The 14,248-nt window shown below is 32.9% G+C and carries 11 protein-coding genes; 9 read left to right on the top strand and 2 right to left on the bottom strand.

Annotated elements, in window-relative coordinates:
* Window positions 1-35: 35 nt before the first annotated feature.
* On the bottom strand, window positions 36-1,421 hold the full coding sequence (locus tag AC5LXV_RS12185; protein ID WP_493466593.1) for an MATE family efflux transporter: 1,386 nt from the start codon (window positions 1,419-1,421) through the stop codon (window positions 36-38).
* A gap of 181 nt (window positions 1,422-1,602) precedes the next feature.
* On the opposite strand from AC5LXV_RS12185, the gene yejK reads away from it, so the two are divergent.
* From yejK to AC5LXV_RS12140, 9 genes are all read left to right on the top strand, one after another.
* Window positions 1,603-2,607: a nucleoid-associated protein YejK gene (gene yejK, locus AC5LXV_RS12180; RefSeq protein WP_493466592.1), complete on the top strand. Its 1,005-nt coding sequence runs from the start codon at window positions 1,603-1,605 to the stop codon at window positions 2,605-2,607.
* A gap of 9 nt (window positions 2,608-2,616) precedes the next feature.
* Window positions 2,617-3,459 (top strand): deoxyribonuclease IV, encoded by an 843-nt coding sequence (gene nfo / locus AC5LXV_RS12175; RefSeq protein ID WP_110433155.1) that lies wholly within the window; start codon window positions 2,617-2,619, stop codon window positions 3,457-3,459.
* A gap of 4 nt (window positions 3,460-3,463) precedes the next feature.
* A complete protein-coding gene (locus AC5LXV_RS12170) occupies window positions 3,464-4,360 on the top strand; it encodes a hypothetical protein (protein WP_493466591.1) in 897 nt (298 codons plus the stop codon).
* A gap of 70 nt (window positions 4,361-4,430) precedes the next feature.
* Entirely contained in the window at window positions 4,431-5,354 is a 924-nt protein-coding gene (locus AC5LXV_RS12165; RefSeq protein WP_493466590.1) for a hypothetical protein, read from the top strand.
* Between the two features lie 53 nt (window positions 5,355-5,407).
* The gene (locus AC5LXV_RS12160) at window positions 5,408-6,334 is read left to right on the top strand and encodes a hypothetical protein (protein WP_493466589.1); all 927 of its coding nucleotides are present in this window, start codon (window positions 5,408-5,410) and stop codon (window positions 6,332-6,334) included.
* Window positions 6,335-6,665: 331 nt separating this feature from the next.
* Entirely contained in the window at window positions 6,666-7,637 is a 972-nt protein-coding gene (locus AC5LXV_RS12155; RefSeq protein WP_493466588.1) for a hypothetical protein, read from the top strand.
* 271 nt (window positions 7,638-7,908) lie between these two features.
* Entirely contained in the window at window positions 7,909-8,883 is a 975-nt protein-coding gene (locus AC5LXV_RS12150; RefSeq protein ID WP_493466587.1) for a hypothetical protein, read from the top strand.
* Window positions 8,884-9,214: 331 nt separating this feature from the next.
* Window positions 9,215-10,213: a hypothetical protein gene (locus AC5LXV_RS12145; protein ID WP_493466586.1), complete on the top strand. Its 999-nt coding sequence runs from the start codon at window positions 9,215-9,217 to the stop codon at window positions 10,211-10,213.
* 359 nt (window positions 10,214-10,572) lie between these two features.
* On the top strand, window positions 10,573-11,475 hold the full coding sequence (locus AC5LXV_RS12140) for a hypothetical protein (protein WP_493466585.1): 903 nt from the start codon (window positions 10,573-10,575) through the stop codon (window positions 11,473-11,475).
* 388 nt (window positions 11,476-11,863) lie between these two features.
* On the opposite strand, the gene pbpC is transcribed toward AC5LXV_RS12140, so the two are convergent.
* A complete protein-coding gene (pbpC, locus tag AC5LXV_RS12135) occupies window positions 11,864-14,221 on the bottom strand; it encodes a penicillin-binding protein 1C (protein ID WP_493466584.1) in 2,358 nt (785 codons plus the stop codon).
* Window positions 14,222-14,248 lie beyond the last annotated feature (27 nt).

The raw sequence follows: 14,248 nt of genomic DNA, 5'->3' as shown, positions 1-14,248 counted from the left end.
CATTAGTCATGATGTCCCTTTTTTATTAAAGAATATTAGGTATGTTTTGGATAATGCCTTCGCTTAATCGATTTAAAATACCAATATAACGTAGCGTAAGCGATACCGGTTGATAGGAAATCAGCGGTTGGTGATGATGCCCAAACGCCATTTAAATCAAAGAATAGTGGTAAAATGTAGAGCGTTGGTAACAGAATTAAAAGTTGTCTTGAAAGGCTTAACAAAATAGAGACTCTCGCCATACCAATACATTGGAAGAAGCTGGTTGTTACCATTTGGAAACCGACAAACACAAATGAAAACGTAGTATAACGTAATGCAATCGCGGATATTGCCACTAAATCCACATCAGAACTAAATGCTTTAACCAATACATCAGGCATAAAGCAACCTAATATAAAGCCAACACTGGTAATTATGGTTGCAATTTTAACTGCGTAGATAAAGGTTTCCTTCACGCGGGCATAATTTTTAGAGCCGTAATTATAACCAATAATAGGTTGCATACCTTGGTTAACGCCGATAACAATCATGATAATCAACGTAATTAATCGGTTAGCGTTAGAATAACCGGCGATCGCATCATCACTTGAAACATGCGATATTGGGGCATAACGTGTTAACTGCCAGTTAATAAAGACCACCACAACCGATGCCGCCACTTGCATAGCAAATGGTGACATACCAATCGACAAAATAGACTTAATGTAAGTAAAATCGAGCTTAAAGTTGCGACGGTATAATTTAATATTACTGTTTTTGCTGATAAAGTGCTGCATCACAAACAGAAAGCTAATAAACATTGAGAGGGTAGTTGCAAAAGCAGCGCCGCGCATTCCCCAACCTAAAGCAATAATAAATATAGGTGCAAGAATAATATTAGCTATCACACTAATAAACATGGTCACCATGGCTTTAAACGGATAGCCACTGGCGCGCATCATATTGTTGTAATTGAATGTTAAGGTGATAAATATACTGCCCGGTAAAAACACCTCTAAAAACTCACGGGCATAAACATGATTGGTAGGGCTTGAGCCGATAAAGTGTAAAACCGGATCGATAAAATAAAGTAACAACGCTAAAGTAATACCGCTAAGTACCGCGGTTAACATAAATGAGGTCCCAGCAACCTTTTCTGCCTTGTCAACCTCGCCACGACCTAAAAATATTGAAATACGACTTGCCGAACCAATACCCACCAACATACCAATACCGGCAGCAAGATTCATCACTGGCAAAATTATACCCGCGCCACTTAACGCTTCACGACCAATCCAATGACCAATAAAAATTCCATCAATAATATTATAAAGTGTATTTACCGTCGTCCCAATAATTGAAGGGAGTGCATATTGCCAAAATATTAGACTAATTTTTTTATGTCTAAAATCATCATAAATATCGCGTGAGTTTGTCATTTTATTCACATTGATAAAGGTTAAAAGTTGTTAAGAATTTTTAGAATCACTATACGTAAAAGTATAAACTTGACTAGAATAATCCTGTCTAGTTTAACAGAGATAAGAATTGATGATAGCACTTTTTTAGTGCTTTGATAAAATAGACGCTATTAAATCGTCAAGCTAATTAGGAATCTTCATGAGCGTACAAATAGAAAACGTTGTTTTACATAAATTAATAAGAAAAAGCGATACGGATATCGAATTACAACTTCGTGACTCACTACTCAGCAATGAACAGTCGGTAGCCAACTTAATTGAAGATATTAATCGCATTTACAACAACAAAAGCAAAGCTTACGGATTATTTAATAGTGAGAGCCTTTTTGAACAATCATTAAAAGAGTTACGGGTAGGTAATCAAGATTTTCTTAATTTTAGTCAAGAATCAACCAAACAGCTGCGTAATGAATTAGCCAAATATCCATTTGCTGAAGGTGGTACAGTTATCTTTTGCCATTACCGATATTTGGCTGTTGAATATCTTATTATTGCGGTGTTAAATAGTTGTTTAAGTATGTTAGTCAATGAACAACTCAACATATCAGAAACCCAATATTTGGATATTGATCATGCGGATATCATTGCACGTATAGATATCACTGAGTGGCAAACGACCCCAGACTCAAAACGCTATTTGACCTTCTTAAAAGGTCGAGTAGGACGAAAAGTATCCGATTTCTTTATGGATTACTTAGGGGCGAGTGAGGGGCTAGATGCCAAAGCACAAAACAAAACCTTAGTTAAGGCGGTGGATGACTATTGCCAGGAGATGCAATTTGACAAGCAAGATAAAACTAACGCTCGTGAAAATGTTTATAATTATTGCCAAGCGCAGTTGCAAGCGGGAGAAGAGATTGAACTGAAAAATCTTGCCAACGAACTGCCAACAACTGCCGAAAATAATTTTATGGAATTTGTCAAAAATAGTGAATATGATCTAGAAGACACTTTCCCTGTCGACCGTAGTTCACTACGCCAACTCAAAAAATTCTCGGGTAGCGGTGGGGGATTAACCTTAAGCTTTGATTCCGATCTATTAGGAGAACGTATCAAATGGGATCCGCAAACTGACTCACTAGTGATTAAAGGTGTACCACCTAATTTGCGTGATCAACTTCAACGAAACACTGGCTCAAACTAGGAAAAGACTATGAAATATATTGGCGCACATGTGAGTGCTGCTGGCGGTGTCGATAATGCTCCTATTAATGCTTATCAAATTGGTGCAACCGCTTTTGCTTTATTCACCAAAAATCAACGACAATGGCATGCAAAACCGCTTGAAACAGCAGTGATTGATAGTTTCAAAAAACGTTGTGAACGCTATGGATTTACTAGTAAACAAATCCTACCGCATGATAGTTATCTTATTAACTTAGGTAGCCCTGATAGTGAACAACTTGAAAAATCACGTACCGCGTTTCTGGACGAAATGCAACGTTGTGAACAGTTAGGCTTAACCTTGCTAAACTTTCATCCTGGTAGTCATCTGCAAAAAATATCGGTTGATGACTGTTTAGCGCGTATTGCCGAATCGATAAATATCACGCTAGATAAAACCAAAAGTGTCGTCGCTGTGATAGAAAACACAGCAGGACAAGGATCTAACCTAGGTTATAAATTTGAACATCTGGCACAAATCATCGATAAAGTAGAAGACAAAAGCCGTGTTGGTGTCTGTATTGATACCTGTCATGCCTTTGCTGCAGGTTATGACTTACGCAGCGAAAAAGCCTGCAAAGAGACCTTTGATGAATTTGAAAAAATTGTCGGTTTTAAATATTTACGAGGTATGCATTTAAACGATGCTAAAAGCGAACTTGCCAGTCATGTTGACCGTCATGACAGTTTAGGCAAAGGCACCATTGGTGAAGCTGCATTTAAATTTATTATGCAAGACTCACGAATTGATGAAATTCCACTTATTCTTGAAACTATTAACCCAGATATTTGGGCGCAAGAGATAGCATGGTTAAAACAACTGGAAAAATAATCAAATGCGAATCAAAAAAATAGTAGCGATATGTTTATTTTTCTTATTAAGTTGTAGCTTTTATGCAATTGGTAATACACAAGAAACATTAGATATATTTAATCTTTTTCCTCTAGAACATAAGGGGAAGAAATTTTATTTTACATCTGTATCGGAAAACATTACTTTTAATTCTTATGACGAAAATGGTAAAAGAAAAACTAATATTTTTGAACCAGACCCAACTGATAATTACCAAAAAGAGCAATATCTATTAACTAAAAAATATCGACAACGGTTTTTGGCTGCAAGTAAAATATCAGAAACAGATACCTTATTCGTATATGATTATGTTCATAATCAATTGTATAGTTTTCCGATTAACAAATTAGCGGCATTTGCAATAAAAGATGATTATTCTGGTGGAATAGATGAGACTGAATATAATTTTGGCTTTGCAATAACCGCTAACCAATTTCCACCAGATTTCGATCCTTATAAAACTGCGTTTGTTTATATTGGGAAAACCAATCCCTTTGCTCAACAACAACTTACTTTATTAAATTGGCAAGAAAGTAATGATGAAACTTATGACTATTTAGCTCAAGCTTATGGATTTAATTATTACCTAACAGAATGTGTGGCACCATTTGATTATCCTGTTTGTGGCAGATTGGTAGTAAAGAATAAAACCAACAACATTTTATTTGACTATGATTATCAAAATGGGGATGTACATCTACCCCCTTTAAATGGCAAAAATAAAGATCATGAATATAAGATACAATGGTCAGGAAAACTCTTTAAAAATAAACCGTTAGTCGTAATTGGCTTTGTAGATGTGGTTTTTGGCTGTCCAACAATAGACTTTATTGAACCATCTTATAAAAGTATCACGATAAAATGTGATAATCGCCATTAAATTAATTATTAAAAAATGATTGATATAATGAGTTAAGTTACTGAACACAAGCAATATGCAGTGGATGAGAATGAAAATAGTAAAAATAGTACCAGTTTGTTTAATGCTCATATTAAGTTATAGCTTTTATGCAATTGGCAATACACAAGAGCGATTAAAGATATTTGAACTTAATCTTGTTGATGATAGCGAGCCAAAATTCTATTTTGTATCGGTACTCTGGGGCAGTCATATTGTTATTTATGACAAAGATGGCAATAAAAAACAATCTATTCAACCAATATTTTCTGATATAGAGGATGGTTATAAAAAGGATAAATATCAATTACCTCAAAAATATCGACAAAATTTTTTGACTGCCAGTGGTATATCCGAAACAGATAGTTTATTCGTATATAATTATGAATATAATAAATTGTATAGTTTTCCCATTAGTAAATTAGAGGTATTTGCAATAAAGGATTATTGTTTTCCGACTGATGAAACATATTATCACTTTGGATTTGCATTAGCGTTGAACCAATTACCTCAAGATTACGATCCTAATGATACAACGTTTGTTTATATTGGCAAGGAAAGTCCTTTTGCTCAAGAGCAACTAACTTTATTAAACTGGCAAAAAATTAGCGACAAAGAGTATAATTATTTAGCTCAAGCTTATGGATTACATTACTATTTAAGGCAATATCCTTCTCACCGCGATGATTATCCTAAATGTGGGAGACTAATGATTATGAATGAGAAGAATAAAATCTTACGTGATGATAACTATGTTACGAGTTCGTCATATGACGGTCTACCTTTAAATGGCAAAGATAACGCTCATGAATACCAAAAGCAATGGACGGGAAAATTATTTAAAAATAAACCATTAGTCGTGTTTGGGTTTTTCTCAAAGGCGTGGAAAGGGTGCCCAGTAATAGACTTTATTGATTCATCTTTTTCTCGTCATGGCATAAATCTACACTGCGATCGTCTTTATATGTGTAAATGATATGCCCTACAGGGCCAGATATTGATAAATTAATACATAGGGAAGTGAATAAAATGCCAATAAAGAAAATAATACCGATATGTATATTGTTCTTATTAAGTTGTAGCTTTTATGCAATTGGCTATACACGAGAGCAATTAGAGATATTTAAACTTAATCTTGTTGATGGTAGCGAGCCAAAATTCTATTTTGTTAAGTTACTCCAAGGTAGTCATATTGTTATTTATGACAAAGATGGCAATAAAAAACAATCTATTCAACCAATATTTCCTGATAATGAGGATGGTTATAAAAAGGATAAATATCAATTACCTCAAAAATATCGACAAAGTTTTTTGACTGCCAGTGGCATATCCGAAACGGATAACTTATTCGTATATAATTATGAATATAATAAATTGTATAGTTTTCCCATTAGTAAATTAGAGGTATTTGCAATAAAGAGCGGTTGTTTACCTACTGATGAAACAAATTATCAATTTGGATTTGGATTAGAGTTGAATCAACTACCTCAAGATTACGATCCTAATGATACAACATTTGTTTATATTGGCAAGGAAAGTCCGTTTGCTCAAGAGCAACTAACTTTATTAAACTGGCAAAAAATTAACGATAAAGAGTATGATTATTTAGCACAAACTCATGGATTACATTACTATTTAAGGCAATCTCCCTTTTCCCTAGATTATCCTAAATGTGGGAGTTTAATTATTAAGAATGCGAAGAATAACATCTTATTTAACGATAACTATGTAAAAAACTCAGTAACTTCTATGCCTTTAAATGGCAAAGATAAAGACCATGAATACAAAAAGCAATGGACGGGAAAATTATTTAAAAATAAACCTTTAGTCGTGTTTGGCTTTTACTCAATGTTTGGGGGTGACTGCCCAGGGATAGACTTTATTGATTCATCTTTTCCTAGTTATGATATAAGACTACGCTGCGATTCTCGTTTTGTATATTATAGTTGTAAATAATATTGATTAAAAACAACCTTTTTTAAGGAATAATGTAAATTATTCTTAAAAATGGAAAAAATGATAAAAATAAAACGACGATAAAGACGAGCCTATACTTGAGATTTTGAACAACAGATGGTAAGGCGTTATCAACAAGTAAAAACGCGTAATGAATTTGGTTTAAAGTATAAGTTAACGCCACCAATATTATAGCGATGGATAACTTAATGCACCATTACACGTTCATTTACATTGTCTACATTAAATGATTCAAACTTTAGTGATATTTGGTTTTGATTCGCCTTAATAGCCAGATATTGATGAATTAATACATAAGGAAGTGAATAAAATGCCAATAAAGAAAATAATACCGATATGTATATTGTTCTTATTAAGTTGTAGCTTTTATGCAATTGGCAATACACGAGAGCGATTAGAGATATTTAAACTTAATCTTGTTGATGATAGCGAGCCAAAATTCTATTTTGTTAAGTTACTCCAAGGTAGTCATATTGTTATTTATGACAAAGATGGCAATAAAAAACAATCTATTCAACCAATATTTCCTGATATAGAGGATGATTATAAAAAAAATAAATATCAATTACCTCAAAAATATCGACAAAGTTTTTTGACTGCAAGTGGCATATCCGAAACGGATAACTTATTCGTATATAATTATGAATATAATAAATTGTATAGTTTTCCCATTAGTAAATTAGAGGTATTTGCAATAAAGAGCGACTGTTTACCTACTGATGAAAAAAATTATCAATTTGGATTTGGATTAGAGTTGAATCAACTACCTCAAGATTACGATCCTAATGATACAACGTTTGTTTATATTGGCAAGGAAAGTCCTTTTGCTCAAGAGCAACTAACTTTATTAAACTGGCAAAAAATTAGCGATAAAGAGGATAATTATTTAGCACAAGCTCATGGATTACATTACTATTTATGGACATCAGGGAAATCTTCTTGGGACCCAGATTATTACCCTAAATGTGAGGGTTTAGTGGTTAAGAATGATAAGAATAAAATCTTACTTGATGAAGTTTTAACTCAGGCATACAGCTCTCTACCTTTAAATGGCAAAGATAAAGATCATGAATACAAAAAGCAATGGACGGGAAAATTATTTAAAAATAAACCATTAGTCGTGTTTGGGTTTTTCTCAAGAATGGGTTGTCCAGTGATAGACTTTATTGATTCATCTTTTCCTAGTTATGATATAAGACTACGCTGCGATTCTCGTTTTGTATATTATAGTTGTAAATTATTCTTAAAAATGGAAAAAATGATAAAAATAAAACGACGATAAAGACGAGCCTATACTGAAGATTTTGAACAACAGATGGTAAGGCGTTATCAACAAGTAAAAACGCATAATGAATTTGGTTTAGAGTATAAGTTAACGCCACCAATATTATAGCGATGGATAACTTAATGCACCATTACACGTTCATTTACATTGTCTACATTAAATTATTCAAACTTTAGTGATATTTGGTTTTGATTCGCCATAATAGCCAGATATTGATGAATTAATACATAGGGAAGTGAATAAAATGCAAATAAAGAGAATAATACCGATGTGTATATTGCTCTTATTAAGTTGTAGCTTTTATGCAATTGGCAATACACGAGAGCAATTAGAGATATTTGAACTTAATCTTGTTGATAATAGCGAGCCAAAATTCTATTTTGTTAATTTACTCCAAGGTAGCCATATTGTTATTTATGATAAAGATGGCAATAAAAAACAATCTATTCAACCAATATTTCCTGATAATGAGGATGGTTATAAAAAGGATAAATATCAATTGCCTCAAAAATATCGACAAAGTTTTTTGACTGCCAGTGGCATATCCGAAACGGATAACTTATTCGTATATAATTATGAATATAATAAATTGTATAGTTTTCCCATTAGTAAATTAGAGGTATTTGCAATAAAGAGCGATTGTTTACCTACTGATGAAACAAATTATCAATTTGGATTTGCATTAGAGTCGAATCAACTACCTCAAGATTACGATCCTAATGATACAACGTTTGTTTATATTGGAAAGGAAAGTCCTTTTGCTCAAGAGCAACTAACTTTATTAAACTGGCAAAAAATTAGCGATAAAGAGGATGAAGAGGATAATTATTTAGCACAAGCTCATGGATTTGATCATTACTATTTTAGCGATAAAGGTTATAATTATTTAGCTCAAACTAATGGATTACATTACTATTTAAAGCAATATCCTTCTCACCGCGATGATTATCCTAAATGTGGCAGATTAGTGATTAAGAATGAGAAGAATAAAATCTTACGTGATGATAACTATGTTTTCAGTTCGTTATACGGCGGTCTACCTTTAAATGGCAAAGATAAAGACCATGAATACAAAAAGCAATGGACGGGAAAATTGTTTAAAAACAAACCGTCAGTCGTTTTTGGCTTTTTCTTTGAGGGGGCGGAAAAGTGCCCAGTGATAGACTTTATTGATTCATCTTTTCCTAGTTATGATATAAGACTACGCTGCGATTCTCGTTTTGTATATTATAGTTGTAAATAATATTGATTAAAAACAACCTTTTTTAAGGAATAATGTAAATTATTCTTAAAAATGGAAAAAATGATAAAAATAAAACGACGATAAAGACGAGCCTATACTTGAGATTTTCAACAACAGATGGTAAGGCGTTATCAACAAGTAAAAACGCGTAATGAATTTGGTTTAGAGTATAAGTTACCGCCACCAACATTATAGCGATGGATAACTTAATGCACCATTACACGTTCATTTACATTGTCTACATTAAATGATTCAAACTTTAGTGATATTTAGTTTTGATTCGCCTTAATAGCCAGATATTGATGAATTAATACATAAGGAAGTGAATAAAATGCCAATAAAGAAAATAATACCGATATGTATGTTGTTCTTATTAAGTTGTAGTTTTTATGCAATTGGCAATACACGAGAGCAATTAGAGATATTTGAACTTAATCTTGTTGATAATAGCGAGCCAAAATTCTATTTTGTTAAGTTACTCCAAGGTAGTCATATCGTTATTTATGACAAAGATGGCAATAAAAAACAATCTATTCAACCAATATTTCCTGATATAGAGGATGATTATAAAAAAAATAAATATCAATTACCTCAAAAATATCGACAAAGTTTTTTGACTGCAAGTGGCATATCCGAAACGGATAACTTATTCGTATATAATTATGAATATAATAAATTGTATAGTTTTCCCATTAGTAAATTAGAGGTATTTGCAATAAAGAGCGACTGTTTACCTACTGATGAAACAAATTATCAATTTGGATTTGCATTAGCGTTGAATCAATTGCCTCAAAATTACGATCCTAATGATACAACGTTTGTTTATATTGGCAAGGAAAGTCCTTTTGCTCAACAGCAACTAACTTTATTAAACTGGCAAAAAATTAGCGATAAAGAGAATGAAGAGGATAATTATTTAGCACAAGCTCATGAATTTCATCATTACTATCTTAGTGATAAAGGGTATAATTATTTAGCTCAAGCTCATGGATTACATTACTATTTAAAGCAACATCCTTCTCAACGCGATGATTATCCTAAATGTGGCAGATTAGTGATTAAGAACGAGAAGAATAAAATCTTACGTGATGATACCCATGTTTACAGTTCGTTTTATGGCGGTCTACCTTTAAATGGCAAAGATAACGATCATGAATACAAAAAGCAATGGACGGGAAAATTATTTAAAAATAAACCATTAGTCGTTTTTGGCTTTTTCTTTGTAGGGGCGAGAGAGTGCCCAGTGATAGACTTTATTGATTCATCTTTTCCTAGTTATGACATAAGACTACGCTGCGATTCTCGTTTTGTATATTATAGTTGTAAATAATATTAATTAAGAACTACTTTTTTAAGGAATAAGATAAATTATTCTTAAAAATGGCAAAAACGAAGAAAATAAAACGACGATAAAGACGAGCCCATACTGAAGATTTTAATCAACAGATGGTAAGGCGTAATCAACATGTAAAAACGCGTAATGAATTTGGTTTAGAGTATAAGTTAACGCCACCAACATTATAGCGATGGATAACTTAAAGCACCACTACACGTTCATTTACATTATTTTACTTATAGTAAATGATTAAAACTTTAGTGATATTTGGTTTTGATTCGCCATAATAGCCAGATATTGATGAATTAATACATAGGGAAGTGAATAAAATGCAAATAAAGAGAATAATACCGATGTGTATATTGCTCTTATTAAGTTGTAGCTTTTATGCAATTGGCAATACACAAGAGCGATTAGCGATATTTAAACTTAATCTTGTTGATGATAGCGAGCCAAAATTCTATTTTGTATCGGTACTCTGGGGCAGTCATATTGTTATTTATGACGAAGAAGGCTATAAAAAACAATCTATTCAACCAATATTTTCTGATATAGACGATAGTTATAATAACAATAAATATCAATTACCTCAAAAATATCGACAAAATTTTTTGACTGCCAGTGGTATATCCGAAACCGATAATTTATTCGTATATAATTATAAATATAATAAATTGTATAGTTTTCCCATTAGTAAATTAGAGATATTTGCACTAAAAGATGATTGTTTTCCGATTGATGAAACATATTATCACTTTGGATTTGAATTAACGTTGAGCCAACTACCTCAAGATTACGATCCTAATGATACAACGTTTGTTTATATTGGCAAGGAAAGTCCTTTTGCTCAACAGCAACTAACTTTATTAAACTGGCAAAAAATTAGCGATAAAAAGTATGATTATTTAGCCCAAGCACATGGATTACATTACTATTTAAAGCAACCTCCTTTTCATAGCGATTACCCTGTTTGTGGGAGTTTATTAATTAAGAATGAGAAGAATAAAATCTTACGTAATGATGACCATGCTTTAAGTTTGTTATACGGCCGTCTACCTTTAAATGGCAAAGATAAAGATCATGAATACAAAAAGCAATGGACGGGAAAGTTATTCGAAAATAAACCATTAGTCGTGTTTGGGTTTTTCTCAAAGGGGGGGAAAGAGTGCCCAGTAATAGACTTTATTGATTCATCTTTTTCAGGTCATGACATAAATCTAATCTGCTATAGTCCTCCTCATAGGTGTAGTTTTTAAACAACCATTTAAATAAGAATAGGATATTTCAGGCGCTGCAATAGCAAAAAATCCGAGTTGAAAGAAATACTGTCTAGGCTAAGTTGCGATGAAATTAGAAGTACCACGGCCTGAGTTCAGCATAATTCGGTCAATATGGCTTTGCGCCTGCTTAATTAAGTTAACTTTTAATTCAGATGGACTCAAATTAGCATATTGAACATAATCGATTGATTTATTAATGATCTTGAATCCTTATTGGGATAATTTAAACAAAAGCAATAATTAAAGAACATAATATATTTTAATGTGTTTAATGATTTCGACTAATATCAAGTTGGTAAATTATATTTCTAACGTTATATATAATGTTGTTATAGCGTTAGTAAGAGTATTAGCCTTGTATTAATCAATCAATTAAATCCACTTTTAATTTTCTGCTGTCGCTTCGCCCTAGATCATCGATTACAGATATTTTGTAAATACCGCTTTTGCTAGGAACCCAATCCAGTGTATTTTCAACTGAACTACTACCAAGAAAATTTTTATCGACAAACCAATATAATTTCTTAACTTCACCATCTGCAATGGCATCTAACGTAATTTTCTCATTCTCTTTATTACTTAACCTTACTTTGTAAACCACGTTTTTTAATGGTGAAGTAATCCGTGGAGGAGAACCAACATAATTTTGAGTTGTTTCACAATGTGCACTATTAGGTGGCGTTTTTTTGGGAATTCCCGCTTTAGCAAATACTTTAACTAAGTCTGATGACCAATATTCATAAACTTCTACATGTGTATTCTTCGGATTGAAAGGAGGACAAGCAACTTTATTGGTTTTATTATCAATCACAACAGGGCGATAAACTGTATCAACATTAATCGGTGATACACCAGGTATAAACCATGTTTTACCCTTTATCTTACACCACTGCGTAACTAAATTCCCACTAGGTAAACAAATATCGACTTTCGTTAAGTTAGGTGGAATTACGTTTTGATAACCTTTATGATTTGGATAATAAGCTGTTATTGAATCAATAATATTGAAAAACAGAGGTGCTGCGGCATTAGCACCAATAAAAGCATTATTGCTATTCCCGTCAAAATTACCCATCCAAACAATAAGAGTATAATTATTAAATCCTCCCGCTGTCCAAGCATCTCGAAATCCCCAAGATGTGCCTGTTTTCCAATATATAGGTGTTAGAGATTGCTGTTTTTTAGCTAAAATATCTTCATTGCGCGTGTTTTTTAATAACATATCTAATGTCATGAAACTCGCTTCAGGACTCAACAGACGCTGAGTTAAATGTGGTTGATTATCGGTATTTCTTGTCATTCTTAACGGTTGCCAAATACCTTGATTAGCTAACATGGCATATAGTGTTGCTAATTCTTGGGCTGTCACTTCACCGCCGCCAAGAACTAAAGCTAAACCATAATGATCTTCTGTGTTCATCTCGCGAATATGGGCTTGTTTTAAAAATTGATAAAATGAAGGTTTTTTTAATTTACCAGCAACATATACCGCAGGAATGTTACGACTGTGAATTAACGCATCTGTAACAGAGATAGGGCCTTTAAAATGGTGATCAAAATTCTCAGGAGTATAAAATCCAAAATCTGTTGCGACATCTTTTACTACTGTTCTAGGATGAATAATACTTTGATCCATACCCAAAGCATAGATGAAAGGCTTTAGTGTTGAGCCGGGTGAACGTTTAGCAGCAGTTCCGTTAACTTGCCCTTGAATGCTACGATTAAAATAATCGGCAGATCCAACTAATGCTTTCACCTCCATTGTGTTGTTATCAACTAACAATACAGATGTGTTATAAATCCCTTTTATTTTATTGCGTTCAATAAAGGCGCTGACTTGCTGTTCAATAATTGTTTGTAGTTCTATTTTTAATGTAGTTTTAATAACTTGTTGTTCAGCATTAGTTTTTTGAATTTGTTGCTGAAGTATTTGGTTGGTGAAATGGGGGGCGATAAACGGTAATTGCTCAGGTTGACGCATCATTAGTGGTAAGTCAAATAGCGCAGCTATATTATCTTCGGTTGCATAGTGTTCTTGCCAACGTTCAAATAATCGTTGTCTAGCATTAACTAATGCTTTACCTGCAATACCTTTTTTCTTGTCTATACGATAAGTAGGTGATTGAGGAAGAACCGTCAATGTTAACGCTTCAGGTAAGTTAATCTTATCAGGCGTTTTATCAAAATAAATTAACGATGCCGCTCCGATACTTTCTATATTGCGACCGAAAGGGGCATAATTAAGATAGGCTTCTAAAATGTCATGTTTAGAGTATTTTAACTCTAATTCAATAGCTCTAAATATTTGCAATAATTTACCAGCTATTGTTTTAGTATTAATTTTCCAATGCATACGTGCCAGTTGCATAGTAATGGTCGATGCGCCTTGTCGATTACCGCCCCCGATATAAGTTGCTCCAAATGCCCTTATCAAACTAAACGGATTAAATCCAAAATGATAATAAAACCACTGATCTTCATGTAATAGAAGGCCATTAATGATGTGTGGAGAAATTTTTTCCAGAGGTGTCCATGTTCGATATCGTTGGTCGTTTGCTAAAGTTATGCGCAGTAGTTTGTCGTTTTCATCATACAAAATAGTGGAAAAATTTAGCGATTGGTTTAACGGTGGGTTAGGGGTTAAACGAAAGGCGATGACGATTAAAGAAAGAATAATAAAGATAACAATAATATTCCCAATATACCTAAATTTTTTTACCATTTTATTAAGTTACACCAATGATGATAT

This window comes from Gilliamella sp. LMG 34359 (assembly GCF_984569085.1).
This window is presented reverse-complemented; position numbering and strand designations above follow the sequence as displayed.